Here is a 26,350-nt window from a genome sequence, read left to right as displayed (position 1 = left end):
TAAGTAAAAAATCATGACTAAAAACTATACGCTATTTATAGTACTACTTTTATCGATTGTTTCTTGTAAAAAAAATGCTTCTAAAACAGAAGACGCTAGAACTGGAGCAACTAAATGGGTAGATTCTTTAATTTATCCAGAAGAAACGCATTTTAAAAACATTCGTCAAATTACTTTTGGTGGAGATAATGCGGAAGCGTATTGGAGTTTTGATGACAAGCAATTAGTGTTTCAATCCAATAACAAAGATTGGAATGTAAACTGTGATCAAATGTTTTTAATGGATGTAGATGAAACGTTTAAAGATAAAATACCACCAATGATTAGCACAGGAAAAGGAAGAACTACTTGTGCTTATTTTTTACCTGATAATAAACATATTATTTATGCGTCCACACATTTAGGAGCAGATGCCTGTCCAGAGACACCATTACGTAAAAACGGAAAATACATCTGGCCAATTTATGATACTTACGATATTTTTGTAGCAGATTTAGAAGGCAATATTACATCGCAATTAACCAATGAAAAAGGTTATGATGCAGAACCAACGGTTTCCCCTAAAGGAGATAAAATTGTATTTACCTCAACCAGAAACGGAGATATTGATTTGTATACTATGAATTTAGACGGAAGTGATGTAAAGCAAATCACTTTCGAATTGGGTTATGATGGTGGTGCTTTCTTTTCTCCAGATGGCACAAAAATTATCTTCCGTTCTTCAAGACCAAAAACCGAAGAAGAAATTAAAGAATACAAAGATTTGTTAGCGGAAGGTTTAGTACAACCAACAGAAATGGAGCTGTATATATGTAATGCTGATGGAAGCGATTTAAAGCAATTAACCGACCTAGGGAATGCTAATTGGAGTCCGTTTTTTCATCCTAGTGGAAAGAAAATTTTATTCTCTTCAAACTTTGAATCCGAACGCGGTTTCCCTTTTAATTTATATTTAATAGATATTGACGGGAAAAACTTAGAACGCGTTACACATAGCACCACTTTTGATGCATTTCCTGTATTTTCTAATGATGGTAAATATTTAATATTCTCTTCGAATAGAAATAATGGTGGAGGACATGATACCAACTTGTTTATTGCAGAATGGCAGGACTAATAAGATTCTTTGTTACTCCTTTTCTAAACGATCTCTTTCTTTACGAGATTTAGTACGTGCATTGGTTTCTAAAGTAGTATTGCCAAACTTATAGCTAAAACCAAGTTTTATATACCTATTATCTTGATTATAGAATCTAGAATTATTTTGACTTTGATATTTAGAAGTTACTGTAAAGTCTTGTGTGTTAAACAAATCGGAAGCAGATAACGACAGAGTTGCTTTTTTGTTTAAAATGGTTTTCTTAATTGCTAAATCTGTTGCTAATCTAGCATCTACTATTTGAAATCCTTGTTGGTTTTTACCAACGTAAATAAAGGTTAAATTAGCGGATAAACTCTTGTCTTTTAAAAAAGAAAAGTCATTACTTAATACAGAGTAGTTAGACCAAGTATCTGTTTTTATTAGCTCCTCATTAAATATCGCTTGTTCTTCAACATTATAAAAGGACGTTACAAAATATACAAACCAGTTCTTATTAACATTAAAAAAGGTAGTAAAATCAAAACCATATTCTACAGTATTACTTAAATTAATTGGTGTGTGAACAATTATGTTTTCTTCATTATTTTGAATTGGTAATTCTAAAAAATTAGCATCGGTATATTTGTAATAGGCTTCAAAAATATACTTATCATCTAGAGTTGTTCCTAGAGTAATAAAGTCTGCAAATGCAGGTTGTAAATTAGGATTACCTGTAACGATAGTATTATCATTTAAATAATACTTAAAGGGGTTTAAATCTTGATAGTTTGGTCTTTCAACACTTCGCTTATAATTAACATAAGTATTTACTTTCTCTGTTATTTGATATGCTAAATTTAAAGTAGGAAAACCCTTAAAATAATCTTGTTTGTTTTCTTCGTTTGTAATTGGAGATTGGCCTTCTATATTTGTTTGTTCTATTCTAAAACCTGAAGATAAACTCCATTTTTCCCAGTTTTTCTCATAGCTAAAATATGCAGCTAAAATAGCTTCGTTATAATTAAAAGCATCCGAATTGTCTGTATTAACTGTTTCATTACCTCCTACTACATCAAACTGTTTTATATCACTTTCTGTTTTTATAAAAGAAGATTTAATTCCTACAGAAAAGGAAGAAGATTCGTTAATAGTAGAAGAATAGTCTAATTGCGAAGTATAAATATCTGTATCTTGGTTTGCATTTGTATTAAAAGCATTTGTAAAATTATTCAGGTTCTCTTGAAAAAAATACCTGCTTAAAACATCTTGTTTTCTGTTGTAGTTATAAACGGTGTAGTGTGTATTAAAGGATAGTTTGGAAGCGTTTTTAAATAGATGAACATAATCTAGGTCAAATCCTAAGTTGTGCTTTGTATCTCTTGATAAATTATTAGAATCAAAACGATACGAATTGTTTTCTCCATTAGCATTTACCTCTGTATTACTTAGAATTTTATATTTATAATAAGGTAGAAATAATAGATTTGTAGAAAAACTTAAAGTATTAGCATTATCGAAGAAATAATCTAAATTAAAATTAAAATTATGTGTTTTAGTCCATGTATTTCGATCTATGTTCGTATTCCATTCTTCAGAAATATTATCATTTTCTAAAAAATTAATCTTTTCATTACTCTCTCTATTTAACTTATTCTGTGTGTAACTATAATTGGCAAAAACATTAATTTTTTCGGTTTTATAAAAGTTTGTGGTTCCTACATTTGTTCTTGGAAAAACACCTTGTGTATAATTGGCAAAAACAGAACCTCTATAGCCCGTTATTAAATTTTTATCCATAACAATGTTTAAAACAGCACCACTAGATGCATCATATTTTGCTGGAGGATTTGTAATAACTTCAATAGATTTTATACTATTTGCTGGTGAGCCTTCTAATAATTGTGCTAGCTCTTCTCCAGAAAGATGTACTTTTTTATCGTTTATATAAACTGTTGGAGTTGTACTTTTTATTTGAATATTATTATCTATTACTAAAACACCAGGAGTACTTTGTAAAACTTCCATCATGTTACCTTCGCTTAACGCTGTATTTGCAACATTAAAAATCAAACGGTCTACTTCCTTTTTTACTGTTGGTTTTTTTACAACAATAGCCACTTCGTCTAAATGTTCATTAGATTCGGTTAAAGTAATTGTAGAAAGGTTCTTGTTTTTAGCGACTTGAATTTCTTTACTATAGGTATTAAAACCAACAAAAGAAACTTTTAAAATGTAGGTGTTTGCCTGGATATTATTTAAAAAAAAATCACCTAAATCATTACTACTAGTTCCAGATACAATCGTAGAATCTTGTTTATTTAAAATTATAATATTTGCATAAGAAATAGGAATATTCTCAGCATCTTGAATTTTTCCACTTAAAGAAAAGTCTTGGCTAAATAGACTTAAAGGAATTAAAACAAATAATAATATGTGGATTATTTTTAGATTCAAGATATTTTAGAATTTAAAACGCAATATACCAATACTTTCACAGTTTCATTTACGGTTTAGCCATAAATTTCAGGTTATTTTTCCTACAAAATAAAAGTGTGTAAAAGCGTAATAAATGCACTATATTTGCCAAATCTCTATAGAGAAGAGAAAAGGATTATGAAGCACATTAGAAATTTTTGCATTATTGCACATATAGATCACGGAAAAAGTACACTTGCAGATCGTTTACTAGACGTAACTGGTTCTGTAACTGCTCGTGAACAACAAGCGCAACTTTTAGATAGTATGGATTTAGAACGCGAACGTGGTATTACCATTAAATCGCATGCCATACAAATGGATTATACTTACGAGGGGCAAGATTATATATTAAACCTCATTGATACACCTGGTCACGTTGATTTCTCTTATGAGGTTTCTCGTTCTATTGCTGCTTGCGAAGGCGCTTTACTTATTGTAGATGCAGCGCAAAGTATACAAGCGCAAACCATTTCAAATTTATATTTAGCACTAGAGAATGATTTAGAAATTATTCCGGTACTTAATAAAGTAGATTTACCAAGTGCAAATCCAGAAGAAGTAACCGATGATATTGTAGATCTTTTAGGTTGTGATCCAGAAGAAGTTATTCATGCAAGTGGTAAAACAGGTTTTGGAGTTGAAAATATTTTAAAAGCAATTATTGAACGTGTTCCTGCTCCGCAAGGAGATCCTGACGCTCCTTTACAAGCATTAATTTTCGATTCGGTTTATAATACTTTTAGAGGTATTGAAACGTATTTTCGAGTTTTTAATGGAGAAATAAAAAAGGGACAAAAAATAAAATTTGTTGCTACAGATAAAGAGTATAATGCAGACGAAGTTGGTACATTAAAACTAACACAGATTGCTAAACAAAGTGTAAAAACCGGGGATGTTGGTTATTTAATTACTGGAATTAAAACGGCAAAAGAAGTAAAAGTAGGAGATACAATTACAGATTTTGCAAACCCTACAACTAATATTGTTGCAGGTTTTGAGGATGTAAAACCAATGGTATTTGCTGGTATTTATCCTGTAGATACCGAAGATTATGAAGAGCTTAGAAACTCTATGGAAAAATTACAATTAAATGACGCTTCTTTAGTTTTTGCACCAGAAAGTTCTGCAGCATTAGGTTTTGGTTTTCGTTGTGGTTTCTTAGGAATGCTTCATATGGAAATTATTCAGGAACGTTTAGAACGTGAGTTTGATATGACTGTTATTACAACAGTTCCCAATGTATCTTATAACGCATATACTAACAAAAACCCAGAAACACCTTTTATAGTAAATAACCCTTCCGATTTACCAGATCCTTCCACAGTAAATCGTGTAGAAGAACCATATATAAAAGCAACTATAATTACAAAATCGGACTTTGTTGGTAACGTCATGTCGCTTTGTATTGAAAAGCGTGGGATGATTATTAATCAAACATACTTAACTCCTGTTCGTGTAGAATTAACTTTTGAAATGCCTTTAGCAGAAATTGTTTTCGATTTTTATGATCGTTTAAAAACGGTTTCTAAAGGATATGCTTCTTTCGATTATCATCCAATAGGAATGAAGGTTTCTAAGTTAGTACGTTTAGATGTATTACTAAATGGGCAACCTGTGGATGCGCTATCTGCTTTAATTCATGCAGATAATGCACACAACATTGGTAAGAAAATGTGTGAAAAGTTAAAAGAGCTTATTCCGAGACAACAATTTGATATTCCAATTCAAGCAGCTATTGGAGCAAAAATTATTGCTAGAGAAACAGTAAAGGCCTTACGTAAAGATGTAACTGCAAAATGTTATGGTGGAGATATTTCGCGTAAACGTAAACTACTTGAAAAGCAGAAAAAAGGTAAAAAACGTATGCGTCAAGTTGGTAATGTAGAAATACCACAACAAGCATTTATGGCTGTTTTAAAGTTAAATGATTAAATAAAAAAAGCGTTGTGATTTACAACGCTTTTTTTATTTCTAATTTATTTTAAACCGTATCTATTTTTTCTACATCTAAAGGTTTTCCTAAGTATACTAAAGCAAACCCTTCTCCTACTTCAATTTCTGTATTGTAAGAAGATATAATATGAAGCTCTCCTTCATCATCTTTTATAAATAAAGGAATAATATCTTTGTCTTGGTTTGTCGCTTTTATTAAGTCTAGTAAATGTTCTTTATCTATTATTTCTATTTCTTGAATACTCGGAAACTTTCTAGTAACATCAGATAATGTACTAAAATCATCTGTATGCGAAAATAATCCTTCATGCGGATTATTGTTTTGATCTAGCATTTCTTCTGTAGAAACCAATCTAAAAGCACCATTTTCCCCAAACTGATTGGTAAACTTATTAATTGCATACTTATTAATTTCTGTGTTTCCTGTTAAGGCCATCAAATAACCAACATCATTAAGCTCAATATTATCGGTTAAGTTTTCAGAATATATATTGGTATTAATAGCCTCTAGGCCTAATTCTTTAGCCTTATTTATATTACTTTGATTGCTGTCTATTAAAACAACATGTCTGCCATGCGTCTCTAAATAATGCCCAATTAACCTAGAAACTTTAGATGCACCAACAATTAAAATTCCATTAGATTTCTTTAAAAACACACCTACTAATTTTGCAAATAGTCTTGCTGTTGTAGCGTTTAAAAGAACGGTTCCTAAAACGATTACAAAAACTAATGGTGTTATGTATTCTGCACCTGTAATTCCTTTACTTGCTAGTTTTAAACCGAATAAAGAAGCAATACCTGCTGCTACAATACCGCGAGGACCAACCCAACTAATAAATAATTTTTCGTTTAATTTAAGTTTAGAACCATGTGTACTAATAAACACACCAATAGGTCTAACAATAAATACAATTACAGCAAATAAAGCAGCTGTTTCCCAATTGAAAATTAACAATAACTCACTATAATTAATGTTTGCGGCAAGTAGAATAAATAAAATAGAAATAAGTAGCACACTTAAAGATTCTTTAAAATAAAGAAGATCTTTTAAATAAGGAGAATTTGAGTTTCCTAAAACCATTCCCATCACTACAACTGCTAATAAACCTGATTCATGTGCAAATGCATCCGATAGAACAAAAACGCCTAAGACAGCTGCTAATGCAAATACATTTAGTAAATAATGTGGTACCCATTTTTTATTAATAATAAAGTTTAAAGCATGTGCAAAAGTAAATCCGAAGGTAGCTCCAAATAACACAATTTTTCCAAATTCTATTAATGCCGTTTTTGTAAACTCTCCTCCTGCATCTACACTTATAAATTCAAAAACCAATACAGCAACTAATGCGCCTATTGGATCAATTAGAATTCCTTCCCATTTTAAAACCGCAGAGACATCTTTCTTTAATGGAATATTTCTTAAAATTGGTGTAATAACTGTTGGTCCAGTAACGATTATTAATCCTGAAAACAGAAAAGAAATTTCCCAGCTTAGTCCAAAAATATAATAAGCAGCTACTCCTGCTCCAAAAAAAGTAACTAAAGACCCTAAAGAGATAAGTTTGGTTATCACTGGTCCTACATTTTTTATTTCGCTTAATTTAAGGGTTAATCCACCTTCAAAAAGAATAATACTTATTGCTAACGAAACAAAGTAAAATAAACTTTCTCCAGGAAATAAGCCTTCGGTTTCATTCCAAATGGGTTCAATCCATTTTGTACCATCTTCAGATAAAAACTCTGCAGCAATTGGTCCAACAAGTAAACCAATTAGAATTAAAGGTAAAATTGCAGGAATTTTAAATTTCCAGGCAACCCATTGTGCTAATATTCCTAAAATAATAATTCCTGCTAATTCTAACATCTAGTTGTTTTTGTGTGTGAAAATACTAAATAATTATAATTATTAAAGATATCTATATGTAATAAGGCTCTTGAGTTTTTAAAAAAATACTATCTTTCAATCTTAATTGATTTAATAGCCTTGTCATTAAACCCTTTTCATACTATAGGAATTGGTGTAACCTTTTCTCCAAATTTAAAAGCAAATGTTTTTGAAGCATCTCGTTTAGCTATACTGTTTAAAAGTAAACTAATACTTATTCATGTTGGCGAGAAGTCTTCTGAAAAAACAAAAAAGTTTAAAAATCTTTTAGAACCCTTTGTTACACAGTCTTTAGATTATGAAATTGTATTTAAAACAGGAGATCCTGTAAATGTTATTTTATCTGTTTCCGAAGAAAAAAAAGTAGACCTATTAATTTTAGGAGCTTTAAAACAAGAAAATTTTCTTAAATATTATGTAGGCTCTATTGCTAGAAAAATAACAAGAAAAGCAAAATGTTCTGTTTTATTACATATTAATCCTTCTGTAGAAAGAATACCTTGCAATCATGTCGTTGTAAATGGATTAAAAGACCCAAAAACAGAAAAAACGATTGCTTCTGCATTTTATGTCGCAAATTGTTTGGGTTCTGAAAAAATTACTATTGTAGAAGAAATAACACAAGACAAAAGAACGGTTAAGGTAGATGATGATAAGTCTTTAAGAAAAGCAACTATTGTAAAAGAACGTTTAAAACTACGAGAAACTTCTAGAGTAAATAATATTATTAAAAATATACCTGAAGAACATACACAAAACATTGCTATAAAATCGCAACCTATTTTTGGTACAAAAGGATATTCTATTGGTCATTACGCACAAATAGCTAGAGCAGATTTATTAATTATGAATGCGCCCAGTAAAATGACTTTTTGGGATCGTTTATTTCCACACGATATAGAACATATATTAACCGAATTACCAACCGACGTACTTATTATTCAATGATAAAAAAAGAAAAAAAAATAGTGTCTTTTTTTAAAGCATTGCCTAAAAATATTTTTTCTGGTTTTGTGGTAAGTCTTATTGCTTTACCATTAGGTTTGGGGTTAGCAATGGCTAGCGATGCGCCTCCAATTGCAGGAATAATTGCTGCTGTTATTGGTGGTTTATTAGTTTCTATTTTAGGGGGAAGTAATGTTACCATTTCTGGCCCTGGAAACGGTTTAGTTGGCGTGCTTTTAGTTGCTATTACTACTTTAGGTTTAGAAAGCGCTTATGCTGCAATTATTTGCTCTGGAGTACTTTTACTCGTTTTAGGCTTCTTACGTTTAGGTAAATTGGCAGATTTTTTCCCTTCTTCGGCAATTCAAGGAATGCTTGCTGCTATTGGTCTAATTATTCTTGGTAAGCAATTTCACATCATGTTGGCTCATAAAATTAAACGTGAAGACACGATAGATTATTTAATAGAAATACCTGTTACTATAAACGATGCCATTCACTATGATAAATCTGGTCTTGTGTTTGCTGCTTTGGCTGGTGTGCTTAGTCTTTTAATTATGGCTTTTTATGGTAAAATTAGAAATAAATATTTTCAGCTAATTCCTGCACCAATGTGGATTGTTATTCTATCTATTGGATTTAGTTATTATTTTGAATTGATTGCACATGAAAACAACCCAATTGCTTCCGAATATATGATTTCAGGCATACCTTCGTTTCCAGAAATTATATCACAGTTACCAACTATTAATTTTAGTAAAATTGGAACCTTCCCTTTTTGGTCTAGTGTTTTAGCATTAACACTTATTTCTAGTATCGAATCGCTTTTAAGTATTAAAGCGGTAGATAAACTAGACCCTGAAAAAAGACGATCTAATGTAAATAAAGATTTAAAAGCATTAGGCTTAGCAACTATTGGTTCAGGTTTTCTTGGAGGTTTAAATGTAGTTACGGTTATAGCTAGAAGTTCTGTAAACGTTAATAATGGAGGAACTAACCGTTCTTCTAACTTTTTTCATGCTACTTTTTTAGTTGTTTTTATCTTACTTTTTAGCACACAATTAACCAGAATACCGCTTCCTGCTTTAATGGCAATTTTGGTTTTTACTGGATATAAATTAGCTTCTCCAGAAAATATTAAAAAAATATTTTCTATTGGTAAAGAACAGCTTATCATCTTTTTTGTAACCTTAATATTAACGCTTAAAGTTGGGTTAATTACAGGTATTATCTCTGGTGTGGTAGTTACTTTTTTAATACACATTTTTATAAATAAGAGTTTCTCTTTATTTGCAAGAAATGTATTAAAACCAAATGTTTTAATGTACAAAGAAGAAGAAGGTAATGGCAACTACTATGTAAGTGTGAAGCATTTTTGTAGCTTCCTAAATTATTACAGATTAAAAGAAAAACTAAATGCTGTCCCAGAAAATCAAGATGTTATTGTAGATTTTTCGCTTTGCGATTTTGTAGACCATACTGTTATGGAAAACCTTAATAACTATCAAGAAATTTTCACTAAAAGGGGTGGTCATTTTGAAGTGGTTGGTTTAGATCTTCACGATACAGATTCTAAACATCCTTTCGCTTTAAGACGTTTACTTCCTGTACCTAATGTTATTAAAAACAGCTTAACAAAAAGACAAACCAATATTGAAACATTGGCTAAAGATTATACTTTAAACTATGTCTCTAAAAAAGAAAAAAACGTTTCTTTTTTAAATCGTTTTTTATTTTTTAAAACCAAACAAATAAATCACATAAACAATCAGCTTTGCTCAGATAACAAAAAGTTAACCATGTTTGATATCGAATTTTCTGAAGGAGAATTCATTGCAAAAGAAGTTGTAAGATCTACCATGTTACATATACAATTAGATACAAAAATTCCAGAATTCACTTTAGATAGAGAGGGTTTTCTAGAAAAAGTATATGCTTTTGCTGGTTTTAAAGATATTCCTATTCAAAACCACGACGATTTTTCAAAACGTTTTTATTTACTTGGTGAAGACGAGCAAGCAATAAAACAGTATTTTAATGATGCTATTACACACTTTTTTGAAAGCAATCCATATTATCATGTAGAGTCTAATGGTAAAGCCCTTTTAGTTTTTAGTAAAGAAAGACATGCTAGTATTAAAGAAATTAAAGCCCTTTTCGATTTTGGAAAACGTTTAAAACAAGTTATTTCTTAATAAAATCTTAACACTTAATAAATTACGCTTCCTATTTAGTAATTTGCACATCTATGAAATTATATCCTATAAACGCAGGGAATTTTAAGTTAGATGGAGGCGCCATGTTTGGCGTAGTACCAAAATCTTTATGGACCAGAACCAATCCTGCAGATGCAAATAACATGATTGATATCGCTGCAAGGTGCTTATTAATTGAAGACGGTAATCGACTAATTTTAATCGATACAGGAATGGGAAACAAACAAAGTGATAAATTTTACGGTTACTACCACCTTTGGGGAAATGACTCTATAGACAAGTCGTTAAAATCACATGGTTTTCATCGCGATGATATTACTGATGTTTTTATGACGCATTTACACTTTGATCATTGTGGAGGTAGCGTACAATGGAACAAAGACAAAACAGGCTATGAGCCAGCATTTAAAAATGCTCATTTTTGGAGTAATCAAAATCATTGGCAGTGGGCAACACAGCCTAATAAACGAGAAAAAGCTTCGTTTTTAAAAGAAAATATTCTTCCTATGGAAGAAAGTGGTCAATTAAAATTCACTTCACTTCCACAGAAAACAATTTTAAAAAATTCTGCTTTAGGATTCGACATTTTTTTCGCAAATGGACATACCGAAAAACAAATGATTCCCATGATTAACTATAAAGGAAAAACCATTTGTTTTATGGCAGATTTACTTCCAACGGTTGGTCATTTACCAATTCCATTTGTAATGGGTTATGACACAAGACCTTTGTTAACCCTAGACGAAAAAGAAAACTTCCTCAATCTAGCTGCAAATAATAATTATTACTTATTTTTGGAACACGATGCAAACAACGAAATTATTACAGTAAAACATACAGAAAAAGGAGTTCGACTAGACAACCTTTTTACTTGTAATGATATTTTTTAAAAAACTAAAACTCAATTATGAAAATTATTAAACCTTTTGTGCTAGTTGGAAGCTTAGCGCTTATTTTAACTAGCTGTGGTGGTGGAGCAGAAATTTTATCTACACCTCTCGAAAACATTGATACTGTTGCTTTAAAAGAAGCAGAATTAAACGAAAATGAAAAACACACCTGGGGACATTTAGATCTTGTAAAAGATACAATTCCTGGTATGAGTGTAGATAAAGCTTACGCTGAAATAATAAAAGGAAAAGAAGGAAAAACAGTTATAGTTGCTGTTATAGATTCTGGAATTGATATTAATCATGAAGATTTAAACGGTGTAATCTGGACCAATAAAAAAGAAATTGCTGGAAACGGAATTGATGATGATAAAAACGGTTATATAGATGATATCCATGGCTGGAATTTTCTAGGAGATGCTTATGATGAGCAATTAGAAATGACAAGAATTGTTGCTAATGGCGATACAAGTGCTCCTCGTTTTGCGGAAGCTAAAGCAGATTTAGAAGAAAATATCGCTCAAATGGGGCCAACAAAAACGCGTTATGAGCAAATTTATGCATCCTTAGTAGAAGCAGACAAAGACTTCACTGCGCATTTTAAAACAGCAGACTATACTAATGAGCAAGTATTAAAATTAGAAACTACAGACGAAACACTACTACAACACAAACAAGTTGCAACACAAATGAACGGTTTTGGTTTACCGAGCGTTCAAGTAGCAAAAAAAGAATTAAAAGGTGCTTTAGAAGGTTTAACAGGAAGATTAAACACAAACTATAACTTAGATTTTAAAGGAAGAACAACAGGTGACAATCCAGATGATTGGAATGACAAACCTGGTTATGGAAATGCAAATGTATTACCTATTGCAGACGATGAAATTCATGGAACTCACGTAACAGGTATTATTGCTGCTGTTCGTGACAATGGTAAAGGAGCAAATGGAGTTACTAATAATGTTGAGATTATGAGTATTCGTGCAGTACCAAATGGTGATGAGTATGATAAAGATGTAGCGAAAGCTATTCGTTATGCTGTAGATAATGGAGCAAAAGTTATTAATGGTAGTTTTGGTAAAAGCTTTTCTCCTCATAGTGATTGGGTTAGAGATGCTATAAAATATGCTAGTGATAATAATGTGGTTTTTGTACATGCAGCTGGTAACGATAGTAAAGATGTAGATACAGAAGCTAATTTTCCTGATGATAACGTAAATTATGTTGAAATTAGTGATACTTACATTCGTGTTGGTGCATTAACTAGTAAATATGGTTCTTCAATGGTTGCTGGTTTTTCTAACTACGGAACTAAAAACGTAGATGTTTTTGCTCCTGGAGCTCAAATTTATTCTACATTCCCAAATAATGAATATAAAGCAATTAGTGGAACCTCTATGGCTGCTCCTGCTGTTGCTGGTGTTGCTGCTTTAATTTGGTCACAATACCCAAAATTAACTGCTGCACAAGTAAAACAAATCATTATGGATTCTGGACTACCAATTCATCAAAAAGTTGTTGTTGGTGGTAATTCTGGAGATGTAAGAGACTTTAGTACATTATCAAAATCTGGAAAAATGGTAAATGCTTATAACGCTTTAATTATGGCATCGCAATTATCTAAATAATAATAACAATCAAAAAAAGGCATCAAAATTATTGATGCCTTTTTTTATTCAATAACATATACAAATGAAAAAGTTTTTTCTTTTTGCTTTAGGTATCACATTGGTTTCTTGTGGTTCTACGAACTCTGTTTCTTCCACTCCAGAAACACCAACCTCACCAATAAATACTTCGATTTCTAAATCTACATATTGGCAACAACATGTAAATTATAAAATGGATATTGATATGGATGTTAACAACTATCAATACCAAGGAAAACAAAACTTAGTATATACCAATAACTCTCCAGATGTATTAACTAGAGTATATTATCATTTATACTTTAATGCTTTTCAACCAGGAAGTGAAATGGATGTACGTTCTCGTACCATTCCAGATCCAGATAGTCGCGTAGGAGATAGAATTAGTAAATTAGCTCCAGATGAAATTGGTTACATTAAAGTGTCTTCATTAAAACAAAACGGAACCACATTAAATTACGAAACGGTTGGTACTGTTTTAGAAGTAAATTTAGCGAAACCTATTCAACCGGGAGAAAAAGTGACCTTCGATATGGTTTTTAATGCACAAGTTCCTGTACAAATTCGTCGTTCTGGTAGAAATAATAAAGAAGGTGTAGCACTTTCTATGACACAATGGTATCCTAAATTAGCAGAATATGATTTTGAAGGTTGGCATGCAGATCCATACATTGGAAGAGAGTTTCATGGCGTTTGGGGAGATTTTAATGTAAACTTAACTATTGATAAAAACTACGTAGTTGGTGGAACTGGTTATTTACAAGGAAACCCAGAAATAAACGGAAACAAAAAAACACTTCGTTTTAAAGCACCAAATGTGCATGATTTTACTTGGGCTGCAGATCCAGATTATATTCACGATACCATGCAAGTACCTAATGGACCAATGTTAAACTTCTACTACAAAAAAGATTTACCTGCTGAAAACCTTCAGTTTTGGAAAGACTTTCAACCAAAAACAGTAGAATTAATGCAGTATTTTTCAGAAAACATAGGAAAATACCCTTACGAGCAATATTCTGTTATACAAGGAGGAGATGGTGGAATGGAATATGCAATGTCTACACTTATTACAGGAAAACGTAGTTATGGTAGTCTTGTTGGTGTAACTGCACATGAATTAGCACATACATGGTTTCAGTTTCTACTAGCTACAAACGAAGCGAAACACGAGTGGATGGATGAAGGTTTTACAAGCTATATTAGCGATCACGCTATGAATTCTATAATGAATAGTAAAAGAGAAAACCCTGCTTCCGGAGCCTATAGAAGTTATTTAGGTTTAGCAATGTCTGGTAAAGAACAACCATTAAGTACACATGCAGATCGTTATAATTACAATAGAGCTTATAGTGCTTCTGCCTATAGCAAAGGTGAGGTTTTTATGGCACAATTAGGATATATTATTGGTGAAGCTAATTTGAAGAAAACCATTAAAAAATACTATACTGATTTTGCTTTTAAACACCCAAGACCAATAGATATTATTCGTTCTGCCGAAAAAATTTCTGGTTTAGAGTTAGATTGGTATTTAATAGACTTTACACAAACTACAAATACGATAGATTATGCGGTAAATACTATAGAAGGAAACAAAGTAACCTTAGAAAGAATTGGTCTTATGCCAATGCCTTTAGATGTCACACTAACATATGTAGATGGTACAACAGAAGATATTTATATTCCGTTACAAATGATGCGTGGCGAGAAACCAACCACTGCTACCATTAAAGCAGATTGGGCTTGGGCATATCCAACCTATACTTTTGATGGCTCTAAAGCTATTCGTAGTGTACAAATAGATCCTAAAGAAATGATGGCTGACATTAATAAAGAAAATAATAAGAAGTAAAAATAAAGTATATTCTTTTTTTAAAACCACTAGATAAGTTAACTAGTGGTTTTTTTATTTCATTACCTTTGAAACATTAAAATAAACCACTTGAAATTTACCTATAACAAATCCGAAAAACTGAAAAGCGAAAAGCTTATCACCAAACTTTTTTCTGAAGGAAAGTCTGTTTCGGCATACCCTTTGCGTCTTGTGTATTTAGAAAGTACGTTTACTGAAGCAGTAAAACTAAAAACTGGCGTTTCAGTTCCTAAAAGGAATTTTAAAAAAGCGGTAGATAGAATTAGTATAAAACGCATGATGCGTGAAACATACAGACTCCATAAACACATGGTTTATAACAACATAAATTCATCATTTGCGTTTATGATTTTGTATGTTGGTAAAGAAAAACCTACGTACCATGAAATGGAATCTGCTACTAAAAAAATATTTAGTAAATTTTTAAACAAATACATTGAAACAAATAAATAAGAATCATGAAAATTTTTTCTGCGCTTCTACTTCTTGTTCTTCCATTAGCTTGCTCTAATTCTAGTAGTAAAGAATCTAATTATGATTATGTCGAGACTTCCGAAATTGTATTAGAAGACATGGAAGCTCCCACACAAATATTGAAAACCGTTCCAGAAAATATGGAACAAAAATTAATTAAAGAATCTTATTTACGCTTTCAAACCCAAAATTTAGATAAAACGTATCAAAAAATTATTAGCTTCGTTAAACAAAATAATGGCTTTGTACAAGACGATAATTCTAGTAAATCCTACAATACAGTAACTAGAAATTTAGTAATTAGAATGCCTTCTAAAGGTTTTCAAAAAACAATAGATTCTATAAGTAATCATGTTGCTTTTTTTGATTCGAAACGTATTTCTTCCAAAGATGTAACCGAAGAATTTATAGATATTGAAGCGCGTTTAAAAGCTAAAAAAACACTAGAAAATAGATACTTAGAACTGCTTTCTAAAGCAAAAAACGTAAAAGAAATTTTAGAGATAGAACGCGAACTTTCCACTATAAGAGAAGCAATAGAAGCCAAACAAGGACGACTAAAATACTTACAAAGTAAAGTATCGTTAAGTACTTTAAATATTGAGTTTTACAAACAAACTGCCGAGAGTGGCGTAACCATTTCTTATGGAACAAAAATGGGTAATGCTATTAAATCTGGTTTTAATGGTATATCTTTATTTTTTCTAGGCGTATTACATATTTGGCCTTTTATCCTTATCTTAGGAATTGCTATATTTTTCTTTAGAAGATGGCTTAATAAGAAAAACAAAAAATAATGCAGATGAAAACTAGACTTATTAAAAGAATACTAATTCCCGTATTTGCAGCAACTATACTTTTTACAGGATCTGCTTTTAAAAATGATTTTTTTGAAATCGCTAAACAAATTGAAATCTTTACTACCTTATTTAAAGAACTCAATATGAATTATGTAGATGAAACAAATCCTGGAGATTTAATGGATTCTGCTATTAAAAATATGCTTACAAATTTAGATCCTTATACTCGTTTTTATAACGAACAAGATGTAGAAGCAGAACGAATAAAACGTACAGGAGATTATACAGGAATTGGTGCCAACGTACGAACCTTAAAAGACAAGTTAATTATTATTGAACCTTATAAAGATTATCCTGCAGATAAAGCAGGATTAAAAGCTGGCGACGAAATAATTAAAATAAACAATGTATCTATTGCAGATTATAAAGAAGAAGCAGGAAACTTATTAAAGGGAGCTGCTAATTCTTCGGTAGATGTTACTTATGTGCGTCAAGGAAAAGAGAATACAGCGTCTATAATGCGTTCGGAAATAGAAATTAATGCAGTACCTCATTTTTCAATGATAGATGCTAAAACAGGCTATATTGTACTAAGTAAGTTTAATACAAAAACTACGAGTCAAACCGCTTTTGCTTTAAAAGATTTAAAAACCCAAGGAGCCGAACGTATTATTTTAGATTTAAGAAATAATCCTGGTGGATTACTACGCGAGGCTATTAGTATTGTAAATCTTTTTGTGCCTAAAGGACAATTAGTGGTTACCACAAAATCTAAAGTGAAAAAATACAATAAAACCTATTATACTAAAAACGATCCTTTAGATACCGAAATTCCGTTAGTGGTTTTAATAAACGGTTCTAGTGCATCTGCAAGTGAAATTGTTTCTGGTTCTTTACAAGACTTAGATAGAGCTGTAATTGTTGGGTCTAGAAGTTTTGGTAAGGGTTTAGTACAGAGACCTAAAAGTTTAACATATGGAACACAATTAAAGGTTACCATTTCTAGATATTATACACCTTCTGGTCGTTGCATACAAGCGTTAGATTACTGGAATAGAGATACCGATGGAAATGCAGTACGCGTAAAACAAGAAAACTATAATGCCTTTAAAACTAAAAACGGTAGAAATGTTTTTGATGGTGGAGGTGTATATCCAGACGAAGATTTAGCCATTACTAAAAACTCTCCTATTACTAAAGCTATTAATAACGATTTCTTGATATTTGATTTTGCTACTGATTATTATTACAAAAATAATATACTAGATATTAATACTTTTAAATTAACTAATGCCGATTTTTCAGACTTTAAAAACTTTTTAAGCTCTAATAATTTTAGCTTTGAAACCAAAACAGAAAAATCATTATCTAATGTTTTAATTCAAGCAGAAAAAGAAGAATTAGACGATGATATTTTAAAAGATTACAACACATTATTAGCTAATTTAAATACATCGAAAAGTAAAGCTATAGATGAAAACAAAGAGCAAATACTTGGATTATTAACAGACGAAATTGTAAAACGCCATGCATATAGAGAAGGTTTGTATGAATATTATAAAACTCATAATCTAGAAATTAAAAAAGCTACCGAAATTTTAGCAAATCCTTCTAAATACCAGAGTTATTTAAAATAAAATCTGGTACATTGAATTTTATATATGCCATTTCTATGGGAAATAAATTATGAAAAAAACAGTTATTTATTTATTCTTTTTTATAAATACTTTTTGTGTTTTAGCACAAGAAAAATTAACGCATGAAGTCTATTTTGAAACCGATGATTATCATGTTTTATCTACCGAAGAGAATAGATTATTATTATTTATTTCTGGCCTAGACGGAATTGATATAGAAAAGATTTCTATCTATGGATTTTGTGATGACAGAGGAAGCGAGCATTACAATTTAGCCTTATCACAAAACAGAGCAAATGCAATTAAAACTGTATTTTCTAATAACGAAATAGACGAATCTTTAATTAGTAATGTAGATGGAAAAGGAGAAGTTTTATTAAAAATTATAAAAGAAGATCAAGTTGATAAAATAAGAGGTTTAAACCGAAAAGTCGAAATTATAGTTACTAAAGAAACTCCGAAACCTAAAGAAAAGGTTATAGTAGAGAAACCTAAAGACACAGTTCCGAAACCAAAAAATCAAAAAACAACACAAGATATTGCAAACGGTAATGTGGTGGAAGGTGATAAAATACGTTTAGAAAATATTTATTTTAAAACCGGGTATGCTACACTTGCTAAAGACTCTAAGGGTACTCTTGAAGATATTGCTAATATATTAATAGAACAGGATAATATTTATTTTTCTATTGAAGGGCATGTATGTTGTACACAAAACTCTAGAGATGCTGTGAATAGAAAAACAAATCAGCGAAATTTATCACTAGCTAGAGCGAAATTTATTTACGATTACTTAATTAAAAAAGGTGTAAGTAAAAGACGTATGCGTTATATTGGTATGCGAAGAAAATTTCCGCTTGGTGGAGAACCTAAATTCGATAGACGTGTAGAAATTTTAATTACACATGTATCTGAAAAACGTTAGTTTTTTAACATAGCAATATGTGGTATACCATCTTCTAAATATTCGGCTCCTATTTCTTTAAATCCTAAACTATTGTAAAACTTCTTTAAATAACATTGTGCAGAAATTTTTATAATAGTTTCGTTATAATGTTGTTTTATAGCATCTATAGAAGCTTCCATAATAGTAAAACCATATTTATGTTTTCTTTGATTTTGTGCAACTACTACTCTACCAATACTTGATGCTTCAAAATATAATCCTGGTCTAAAAATGCGCGTATATGCAACTATTTTATCTGCTTTAAAACCTATAACATGTAACGCTTTTTCATCTTTTCCGTCAAGGTCTTGATACACACAATCTTGTTCTACCACAAAAACTTCAGATCGTAATTGTAAGATATTATACAACTCTTGAGTGGTTAATTCTTGAAAGGTTTTGGTTTTAATTTCTAACATTAGTCTTGAACTATTACTTCTTTAGGATCTTTTTTATTAAACTCTGGCTGAATGGTTACATGGTTAATATTAAATTGTTCATGTAATACATTTTCAATATCTAAAAGTAAAGTATTAAATGCTGTTGTTGTAATATCTTCATTTAAATCTAAATGCGCTTCTAAATGTAGTTCATTGTCACTTAAATTCCAGATATGAACATGGTGCAATTTTTTTACTTTTGGTAGTTTATTAACAACGCGTACTACTTCTTTAATATTAATATTCTCTGGAGTAAAAAGCATGAGCATTTTGGTCGATGTTTTTAATAGATCGTAACCAACCCAAATTAAATACAATGCAATTAAAAGTGTAAGTACACTATCTACCCAAAACAATTGGTAATATTTCATTAACAAGCCTCCTAGTAATACTGCTACGCTTGCCAACATATCTGTAAGTAAATGTAAATAAGCAGAGCGCATATTTATATTATTTTTAGAGTCGTTTTTAAGTAATAAAACACTAAATCCATTACCAATAATAGCAATAACAGATAACCAAATTACTAATCCTGATGCTACTTCTTGTGGATTTTGAAAACGTTTAACAGCTTCTATAATTAATAAAATAGCTACTATAATTAATGTAGATGCATTAATAAAAGCAGCAAGAATTTCAGCACGTTTATAGCCAAAAGTTCTGTTAATAGATGCTTTTTGTTTCGATAATTTAGAAGCTATATAACTTACTATTAATGAAATAACATCGCTAAAATTGTGTAATGCATCACTTAATAAAGATAAACTTCCCGAAAGTAATCCTCCAATAACCTGAGCTGCAGTAATTATTATATTTAAAAATATAGTAATTAACAGTTTCTGCCCTTTTAAATCTTTTTGATTAGGAGAGAGGTTATGTACGTGAGAATGACTCATTTTAGCAACTAATTGGTATTTTATCTACTCTATTTTGATGACGTCCACCTTCAAATTTAGTTTCTAAAAAAGTATCTACCATTGCAATAGCTTGTTGTACGGCTGTATAACGTGCAGGTATACAAATAATATTAGCATTATTATGTTGTCTAGTAAGTTGAGTTATTTCTTTGGTCCAACAAATACCAGCTCTAACTTTTTGATGTTTATTAGCAGTCATAGCAACACCATTTGCGCTTCCACAAATTAAGATACCAAAATCTACTTTTTCATTTGCTACATCATCTGCAACAGGATGTACAAAATCTGGATAATCTACACTTGTATTATTATCTGTTCCATAGTTATTAACAATATATCCTTTTGCTTCTAAATGCTTCAGTATAGCAAATTTGTAATCTGTTCCTGCGTGATCGTTCCCTATTGAGATTTTCATTTTTTTTAAATTTTAAAATAATTTACGTTTTAAAGAAAATAAATATTTACTGTTTATAACCTCAAAGTTAATAATAGATAATAAGTATACAGCATATATAGAGTTTTACTTATTCATATTTTTTAGTTTTAAAAATTATATATAAATAATAGTGTCAATAATTACCTGTTAACAACTGCACTTGTTAATTAGAATAACTTGTTAATATCTTCGTATTGTTTTTTAAAACTTTAATTAGGATTATCCAGTTAATTTTTCAAACCAAAACTTAAAATAAACCACCAAAAAAGTTAGGATGTTTTTTTGGATAAGTTTTCAGACTAAAAAGAACAGATACCAACACAAAAAAAAGAAATACTTATTAAAAATTGTATGTCAATAACACTTATTAACAACTGTTAATAGTAAAACTAAATCCTTTAAAAATAAAGCTTTTAAATAACTAATAACTTGTTAATAGAGTGTTTTATTAAAACCATCAAACAAAAAACTAATAAAGTTATACCGTTATTAACAAGCTATAATAACCAACATTATTTTTTTAAATTTTTAAAAGAAAAAGATGATTATATATATATATGTGAATAACTAATTTTTTATTTACTTTAGAGTAATAATTAAAATCATTGATATGAAGAGGATATTATTTATACTATTAATTTTCCCATTTATTTGTTTTAGTCAAATTCAAATAGGAGAAGATATTGATGGAGAAGCACAAGGAGATGAATCTGGATGGAGTGTATCCACTTCATATAATGGTAATATAATAGCTATTGGAGCAAGATCTAATGATGGAAATGGTTTTACAGATGGTTTTGGTTATAATTCTGGTCAAGTTCGTGTATTTGAAAATATTGGTAACCATTGGATTCAAGTAGGACAAGATATAGATGGTCTATCTGAAGGAGATGCTCTAGGTCATAGTGTTAGTTTATCTTCTAACGGTAATAGAATTATTATAGGATCAATAAGTAATGATTATAATGGAGATAATTCAGGACAAATAGTAGTTTACGAAAATATTAATAATGTTTGGACTCAGATAGGTCAAAAAATTAATGGAGAAGCAGAAGGAGATTTATTTGGTTATTCAGTAGATGTTTCTTCAGATGGTAATATTATAGCTATAAGTGGTACTTATTATGATGGAAATGGTTCAAATTCTGGTTTTGTACGTATCTATCAATTACAAAATAACTCTTGGACTCAAATAGGGCAAGATATTTTTGGTGAAAGCGATAATGATCATTCAGGTTATAGCATCAATTTATCTTTAAATGGTAATATTATAGCTATTGGTGCTCCTGATAATAGAGCGGAAGGTACAAGTATTACTAAGTTTGGTCATACACGTGTTTATCAAAATATAAATAATGTATGGACTCAAATAGGTCAAGATATTGATGGAGATACATATGGAGACGAATCTGGTAGTAGTGTTAATTTATCTTCAAATGGAGATTTTATAGCAATTGGTGCAATTGGTAATTCAGTTAATGCAAATCATTCTGGTCGTGTTAGAATATTTGAAAAAATAAATAATAATTGGGTTCAAAAAGGGCAAAGTTTATATGGAGATGTTTATAATGATGAATTTGGTACTAATGCTAAATTATCTTCAGATGGTACTATTTTAGCAGTTAGTTCAGATGGAAGCTTGAACAACCCAAGTTTTGTAAGAATATTTAAGTGGATTAATAATAGTTGGGTACAACAAGGACAGGATATAATAAAAGCAGGTATTAAAAGTATTAATTTATCATCTGATGCTTCTACTTTAGTTATAGGTGTTGGGTATAATAACTATACAACTGTATATGATTTATCTACATTACTATCAATTAATGAATTTTTAGAAAGTAAAATTTTAATCTACCCAAACCCAACATCAACTTTTTTAAACATAGAATTATTAGATAATTCAGAATTTAAAAAAGTAATTATTTACAATAATTTAGGTCAATTAATTTCTGAAGAAAACCAACTAAAAATAAATGTTTCAAAATATTCTAAAGGAATTTATTTTGCTAATATTAATACAGCAAAAGGAAAAATAATAAAGAAATTTATTATAGAATAGTTTTAGTAAAAACCTATTAAATTTATAAAAGACTTTCAAATAAATGAAGTCTTTTTATAACCATAACATTAAAGAAATATCCATTTAATATTAAAAACGTAACTTTGTAAAAACAAATAGCGAAATTTCTCCACGTAAAACGCTATATAATAACAGAATTTCACATAACTTAGAAATTCAAAAGATTACAAAAATTAAATGAGTAAAAAGAAACACAGGAAACCTTCACATAATAAGATTTCCAACCTTACAAATACTATTCTTAGTATTTTAAAAAAAGACAGAAACCAAACATTCAATTATAAACAAATAGCTGCTAAGCTTGGTGTTAACGATGCTAGCAGTAGAAACCAAATCATTAAAAAATTACAACAACTTAAAGCGAAAGAAGAAATTAAAGAAATAGATCGTGGCAAGTTTCAAATAATTAATAATACCGAATATCATACTGGAATTTTTGATGCTGCACAACGTGGTAACGGATACGTAATTTGTGACGATTTTGAAGACGATATATACATAGCTTCTAATAATGTAAACAAAGCATTAAATGGTGATGAAGTAGAACTTTATGTGTATAAACGTAGAAAACGCGGTAAATTAGAAGGAGAAATTACCAACATTATCAAACGTGCAAAAACCGAATACGTTGGTATTATTCAAATTCATGCTAAAAAGAATTTTGCCTTTGTAGTAGTAGATGGTAACAAAATGAAAACAGATATTTTTGTGCCAATCAATAAAACCATGAAAGCTGAAGATGGAGATAAAGTACTAGTCTCTATGGAAGATTGGCCAGAAAAAGCAGATTCTCCAAACGGAAAAGTATTAAAAGTTCTAGGAAAAGCTGGGGAACACAATACCGAAATTCACGCTATTTTAGCAGATTATGGCTTGCCTTATGAGTTCCCAAAAGAAGTGGAAGACTATGCTAATAACATAGATTTAAACATCCAACCAGATGAAATAGCAAAACGTCGTGATATGCGTAAAGATTTAACCTTTACTATAGATCCAAAAGATGCTAAAGATTTTGATGATGCACTTTCTTTTACCGTTTTAGAAAATGGTAATTATGAAATAGGAATTCATATAGCAGATGTTTCACATTATTTAAAAGAAGGAACCGTTTTAGACGATGAGGCTTACGAACGTGCAACCTCTGTATATTTAGTAGATAGAGTAGTACCAATGCTACCAGAAATATTAAGTAATGGCGCTTGTTCGCTTCGTCCTCATGAAGAAAAATATACCTTCTCTGCTGTATTTGAATTAAATGCTAAAGCAGAAATAAAAAACGAATGGTTTGGTAGAACAGTAACCTACTCAGATGCTCGTTTTGCTTATGAAGAAGCACAAGCGATTATTGAAAATAAAAACAATACCATTCCACAAGAAGTTTCCCTTACTGGTACAGCATATAAAACAGACCAAGCCATAGCAGATGCTGTTTTAAAAATGGATGAACTCGCAAAAATTATGCGTGGAAAACGCATGCGTTCTGGAGCAATTTCTTTCGATAAAGTAGAAGTAAAATTCGATTTAGATGCAGCCGCTAATCCCGTTGGCGTTTTCTTTAAAACTAGTAAAGATGCTAATAAACTAATTGAAGAATTTATGTTATTAGCAAACCGAAAGGTTTCCGAATTTGTAGGTAAGCAAAAACCAGAAAAAACATTTGTTTATCGTGTGCATGACGAACCAAACGAAGAAAAACTTATGGCTTTACAAGGCGTAGTTGCTAAGTTTGGACATAAATTAAACTTTAATAGTAAAGAAGGAATAGCATCTTCGTTAAACAAATTATTACACGATGTTCAAGGTAAAAAAGAGCAAAATTTAGTAGATACTTTAGCTATAAGAACCATGTCTAAAGCAGAATATACTACCAAAAATATTGGTCATTACGGACTAGCTTTCGATTATTATAGTCACTTTACTTCACCAATTCGTCGTTATCCAGATGTCATGGCACATCGCTTATTACAACGCTATTTAGATGGTGAAAAATCTGCTAATGCAGACGTATATCAAGAACGCTGTAAACATTCTAGTGATATGGAATATCTAGCTACAAAAGCCGAAAGAGATTCTATTAAATACATGCAAATTCGTTTTATGCAAGACCATCAAGACGAAGAGTTTTTAGGTGTTATTTCAGGTGCTACAGATTGGGGAATTTATATAGAAATTATCTCTAATAAATGCGAAGGAATGGTAAGAACTCGAGATATTAAAGGCGATTATTATGAGTTCGACCAAGAACAATTTGCCTTAATTGGTCGCGATACAAAAACCATGTACCAACTTGGTGATGAGGTAATTGTAAAAGTTAAAAATGCAGATTTAGTTAAAAAACACTTAGATTTTACACTTATAGGAAAACCAGAATAACACAAGTATAATTAGTATATTTAAGTAATTAATTTTCAAATTTTTTATAGCGTTTACTACTTCGTAAAAACTACGTAGTACCACGCTTTCAGCAGTCGCTTTTTTTACAGCTTTTTTAAGAAGCTGTAAAAAAGAGCTTCAACAAAGCCTCAATCGTTAACGCAAATGGTAACAAATAGAGAAACAATACTACTAATTAGAAAACATAAAAAATGATTCTAACCACAACAAACACAATCGAAGGACATAAAATTCATGACTATTTAGGTATTATTACTGGTGTAGCAGTAAATAGAAAACAAACCGGAATGTCTTTTAGTATGAAAAAATACTTTGATGCTTTAGAAAGTAATATTGAATCTGTAAAAGAAATAGCCTTTCAAGATCTTAAAAAAAATGCCACCGCATTAAATGCTAATGCTGTTGTAGGTATTACTATAGATTTAGAAACGATGGCAACTTCCGGAATTCTAATGGTATCTATTACAGGAACAGCTGTTAAAGTTGCCTAAAAGTCAAGGAACTAAATATTTATTTTTATTAAATTTACTTAATAATTTATTATTTATTTATCATGAAAAAGCTTCTATACTTTCTTTTTTTAATAACCACAATTACAACCTTTGCACAAGAATCTCAAAAAACAACAATTGGAGAGTTTAGTGAAATTAAAGTTTACGATCGTATAGAGGTAGAACTTATAAAAGCAGACGAAAATAAAGTTGTTGTTTCTGGTAAAAACACCGAAGATCTTGTAATTGTTCACAAAAAAGATATTCTTAAAATTAGAATGACATTACAAAAAGCATTTAATGGAGACGAAACAACAGTTCAGGTCTATTATACTTCTTTAGATGTTATTGATGCGAACGAAGGTACTTTTATAGGCTCTAACGATGTTATAGAACAGTTTGATTTAAACGTTAAAGCACAAGAAGGAGGAACCGTTACCTTACAAGTTAAAGATCTTAATTACTTAGATATTAAATCGGTTTCTGGAGCAAATATCAATATCTCTGGTACTACTACTAATCAGAACATAGATATTAACACAGGAGGATCTTATAAAGCAAAAGATTTAATTTCAGAAAATGCTACTGTAACTATTAAAGCTGCTGGAGTTGCACATATTCATACTACTAAAAAAGTAGAAGCTAAAGTTAGAGCAGGAGGAAGTGTTTATATTTATGGAAATCCAGAAATAGTAGATGAAAATACTATTTTAGGAGGAAAAATTATTATTAAAGAATAATCCTATCCTTTTTCTT

General features: G+C 30.3%; 20 protein-coding genes. 15 read left to right on the top strand and 5 right to left on the bottom strand.

Going from position 1 to position 26,350, the window contains the following annotated elements:
- Positions 1 to 13: 13 nt before the first annotated feature.
- On the top strand, positions 14 to 1,117 hold the full coding sequence (locus ACVC3Y_RS14290; protein WP_303421362.1) for a TolB family protein: 1,104 nt from the start codon (positions 14 to 16) through the stop codon (positions 1,115 to 1,117).
- A 12-nt stretch (positions 1,118 to 1,129) separates the two neighbouring features.
- Here ACVC3Y_RS14290 and ACVC3Y_RS14285 read toward each other — a convergent pair whose 3' ends face one another.
- Positions 1,130 to 3,535 (bottom strand): TonB-dependent receptor domain-containing protein, encoded by a 2,406-nt coding sequence (locus ACVC3Y_RS14285; RefSeq protein ID WP_452227250.1) that lies wholly within the window; start codon positions 3,533 to 3,535, stop codon positions 1,130 to 1,132.
- Positions 3,536 to 3,694: 159 nt separating this feature from the next.
- On the opposite strand from ACVC3Y_RS14285, the gene lepA reads away from it, so the two are divergent.
- Positions 3,695 to 5,491 (top strand): translation elongation factor 4, encoded by a 1,797-nt coding sequence (gene lepA / locus ACVC3Y_RS14280; protein WP_303421366.1) that lies wholly within the window; start codon positions 3,695 to 3,697, stop codon positions 5,489 to 5,491.
- A 49-nt stretch (positions 5,492 to 5,540) separates the two neighbouring features.
- Here the strand turns inward: lepA and ACVC3Y_RS14275 are convergent, their stop codons facing one another.
- Complete coding sequence (locus ACVC3Y_RS14275; protein WP_303421367.1) at positions 5,541 to 7,382, bottom strand: cation:proton antiporter; 1,842 nt, start codon at positions 7,380 to 7,382, stop codon at positions 5,541 to 5,543.
- Between the two features lie 120 nt (positions 7,383 to 7,502).
- Between ACVC3Y_RS14275 and ACVC3Y_RS14270 the strand changes: the two genes are divergently transcribed.
- The 9 genes from ACVC3Y_RS14270 (at position 7,503) to ACVC3Y_RS14230 (ending at position 18,812) form a co-directional block, all read left to right on the top strand.
- A complete protein-coding gene (locus ACVC3Y_RS14270; RefSeq protein ID WP_303421369.1) occupies positions 7,503 to 8,351 on the top strand; it encodes a universal stress protein in 849 nt (282 codons plus the stop codon).
- On the top strand, positions 8,348 to 10,543 hold the full coding sequence (locus tag ACVC3Y_RS14265; RefSeq protein WP_303421371.1) for a SulP family inorganic anion transporter: 2,196 nt from the start codon (positions 8,348 to 8,350) through the stop codon (positions 10,541 to 10,543). Before ACVC3Y_RS14270 ends, ACVC3Y_RS14265 begins: the two co-directional genes overlap by 4 nt.
- Positions 10,544 to 10,596: 53 nt before the next feature.
- The gene (locus ACVC3Y_RS14260; RefSeq protein WP_303421373.1) at positions 10,597 to 11,454 is read left to right on the top strand and encodes an MBL fold metallo-hydrolase; all 858 of its coding nucleotides are present in this window, start codon (positions 10,597 to 10,599) and stop codon (positions 11,452 to 11,454) included.
- A gap of 17 nt (positions 11,455 to 11,471) precedes the next feature.
- The gene (locus ACVC3Y_RS14255) at positions 11,472 to 13,082 is read left to right on the top strand and encodes a S8 family peptidase (RefSeq protein WP_303421375.1); all 1,611 of its coding nucleotides are present in this window, start codon (positions 11,472 to 11,474) and stop codon (positions 13,080 to 13,082) included.
- Positions 13,083 to 13,146: 64 nt separating this feature from the next.
- Entirely contained in the window at positions 13,147 to 14,955 is a 1,809-nt protein-coding gene (locus tag ACVC3Y_RS14250) for a M1 family metallopeptidase (RefSeq protein WP_452227249.1), read from the top strand.
- A 90-nt stretch (positions 14,956 to 15,045) separates the two neighbouring features.
- On the top strand, positions 15,046 to 15,429 hold the full coding sequence (locus ACVC3Y_RS14245) for a ribonuclease P protein component (RefSeq protein ID WP_452227248.1): 384 nt from the start codon (positions 15,046 to 15,048) through the stop codon (positions 15,427 to 15,429).
- A 5-nt stretch (positions 15,430 to 15,434) separates the two neighbouring features.
- Positions 15,435 to 16,247: a DUF4349 domain-containing protein gene (locus tag ACVC3Y_RS14240; RefSeq protein WP_452227247.1), complete on the top strand. Its 813-nt coding sequence runs from the start codon at positions 15,435 to 15,437 to the stop codon at positions 16,245 to 16,247.
- A 5-nt stretch (positions 16,248 to 16,252) separates the two neighbouring features.
- A complete protein-coding gene (locus tag ACVC3Y_RS14235; RefSeq protein ID WP_452227246.1) occupies positions 16,253 to 17,887 on the top strand; it encodes a S41 family peptidase in 1,635 nt (544 codons plus the stop codon).
- Positions 17,888 to 17,936: 49 nt separating this feature from the next.
- A complete protein-coding gene (locus ACVC3Y_RS14230; RefSeq protein WP_303421386.1) occupies positions 17,937 to 18,812 on the top strand; it encodes an OmpA family protein in 876 nt (291 codons plus the stop codon).
- Here the strand turns inward: ACVC3Y_RS14230 and ACVC3Y_RS14225 are convergent.
- The 3 genes from ACVC3Y_RS14225 to rpiB are packed head-to-tail and all read right to left on the bottom strand — an operon-like array spanning position 18,809 to position 20,605.
- A complete protein-coding gene (locus tag ACVC3Y_RS14225) occupies positions 18,809 to 19,252 on the bottom strand; it encodes a GNAT family N-acetyltransferase (RefSeq protein WP_303421387.1) in 444 nt (147 codons plus the stop codon). The two genes, ACVC3Y_RS14230 and ACVC3Y_RS14225, sit on opposite strands and share 4 nt — an antisense overlap.
- Positions 19,252 to 20,169, bottom strand: coding sequence for a cation diffusion facilitator family transporter (locus ACVC3Y_RS14220; protein ID WP_452227245.1), 918 nt, complete (start codon positions 20,167 to 20,169; stop codon positions 19,252 to 19,254). Before ACVC3Y_RS14220 ends, ACVC3Y_RS14225 begins: the two co-directional genes overlap by 1 nt.
- Position 20,170: 1 nt before the next feature.
- A complete protein-coding gene (gene rpiB, locus ACVC3Y_RS14215) occupies positions 20,171 to 20,605 on the bottom strand; it encodes a ribose 5-phosphate isomerase B (RefSeq protein ID WP_452227244.1) in 435 nt (144 codons plus the stop codon).
- A 631-nt stretch (positions 20,606 to 21,236) separates the two neighbouring features.
- Here rpiB and ACVC3Y_RS14210 point away from each other — a divergent pair.
- The 4 genes from ACVC3Y_RS14210 (at position 21,237) to ACVC3Y_RS14195 (ending at position 26,334) form a co-directional block, all read left to right on the top strand.
- The gene (locus tag ACVC3Y_RS14210; protein WP_452227243.1) at positions 21,237 to 22,688 is read left to right on the top strand and encodes a T9SS type A sorting domain-containing protein; all 1,452 of its coding nucleotides are present in this window, start codon (positions 21,237 to 21,239) and stop codon (positions 22,686 to 22,688) included.
- A gap of 198 nt (positions 22,689 to 22,886) precedes the next feature.
- Positions 22,887 to 25,082, top strand: coding sequence for a ribonuclease R (gene rnr, locus ACVC3Y_RS14205; RefSeq protein ID WP_452227242.1), 2,196 nt, complete (start codon positions 22,887 to 22,889; stop codon positions 25,080 to 25,082).
- A 212-nt stretch (positions 25,083 to 25,294) separates the two neighbouring features.
- Positions 25,295 to 25,594 carry a heavy metal-binding domain-containing protein gene (locus ACVC3Y_RS14200; protein WP_452227241.1) on the top strand — a complete coding sequence of 100 codons (300 nt, stop codon included), beginning with the start codon at positions 25,295 to 25,297 and terminating at the stop codon, positions 25,592 to 25,594.
- A 62-nt stretch (positions 25,595 to 25,656) separates the two neighbouring features.
- Positions 25,657 to 26,334 (top strand): head GIN domain-containing protein, encoded by a 678-nt coding sequence (locus ACVC3Y_RS14195; protein ID WP_303421397.1) that lies wholly within the window; start codon positions 25,657 to 25,659, stop codon positions 26,332 to 26,334.
- The last annotated feature ends 16 nt before the right edge of the window (positions 26,335 to 26,350 follow it).

This window comes from Lacinutrix cladophorae, assembly GCF_053604645.1.
Note: the sequence above shows the minus strand (reverse complement) of the source record. Positions and strands in the feature narration are given on the sequence as shown.

Bases quoted from the DNA above. Each gene is read 5' to 3' on its own strand.
- ACVC3Y_RS14275 (WP_303421367.1), bottom strand. From the start codon at position 7,382: ATGTTAGAATTAGCAGGAATTATTATTTTAGGAATATTAGCACAATGG.
- ACVC3Y_RS14220 (WP_452227245.1), bottom strand. From the start codon at position 20,169: ATGAGTCATTCTCACGTACATAACCTCTCTCCTAATCAAAAAGATTTA.
- ACVC3Y_RS14255 (WP_303421375.1), top strand. From the start codon at position 11,472: ATGAAAATTATTAAACCTTTTGTGCTAGTTGGAAGCTTAGCGCTTATT.
- ACVC3Y_RS14195 (WP_303421397.1), top strand. From the start codon at position 25,657: ATGAAAAAGCTTCTATACTTTCTTTTTTTAATAACCACAATTACAACC.
- ACVC3Y_RS14265 (WP_303421371.1), top strand. From the start codon at position 8,348: ATGATAAAAAAAGAAAAAAAAATAGTGTCTTTTTTTAAAGCATTGCCT.
- rpiB (WP_452227244.1), bottom strand. From the start codon at position 20,605: ATGAAAATCTCAATAGGGAACGATCACGCAGGAACAGATTACAAATTT.
- ACVC3Y_RS14230 (WP_303421386.1), top strand. From the start codon at position 17,937: ATGAAAAAAACAGTTATTTATTTATTCTTTTTTATAAATACTTTTTGT.
- ACVC3Y_RS14225 (WP_303421387.1), bottom strand. From the start codon at position 19,252: ATGTTAGAAATTAAAACCAAAACCTTTCAAGAATTAACCACTCAAGAG.
- ACVC3Y_RS14200 (WP_452227241.1), top strand. From the start codon at position 25,295: ATGATTCTAACCACAACAAACACAATCGAAGGACATAAAATTCATGAC.
- lepA (WP_303421366.1), top strand. From the start codon at position 3,695: ATGAAGCACATTAGAAATTTTTGCATTATTGCACATATAGATCACGGA.
- ACVC3Y_RS14290 (WP_303421362.1), top strand. From the start codon at position 14: ATGACTAAAAACTATACGCTATTTATAGTACTACTTTTATCGATTGTT.
- ACVC3Y_RS14240 (WP_452227247.1), top strand. From the start codon at position 15,435: ATGAAAATTTTTTCTGCGCTTCTACTTCTTGTTCTTCCATTAGCTTGC.
- ACVC3Y_RS14260 (WP_303421373.1), top strand. From the start codon at position 10,597: ATGAAATTATATCCTATAAACGCAGGGAATTTTAAGTTAGATGGAGGC.
- ACVC3Y_RS14210 (WP_452227243.1), top strand. From the start codon at position 21,237: ATGAAGAGGATATTATTTATACTATTAATTTTCCCATTTATTTGTTTT.
- ACVC3Y_RS14235 (WP_452227246.1), top strand. From the start codon at position 16,253: ATGAAAACTAGACTTATTAAAAGAATACTAATTCCCGTATTTGCAGCA.
- rnr (WP_452227242.1), top strand. From the start codon at position 22,887: ATGAGTAAAAAGAAACACAGGAAACCTTCACATAATAAGATTTCCAAC.
- ACVC3Y_RS14250 (WP_452227249.1), top strand. From the start codon at position 13,147: ATGAAAAAGTTTTTTCTTTTTGCTTTAGGTATCACATTGGTTTCTTGT.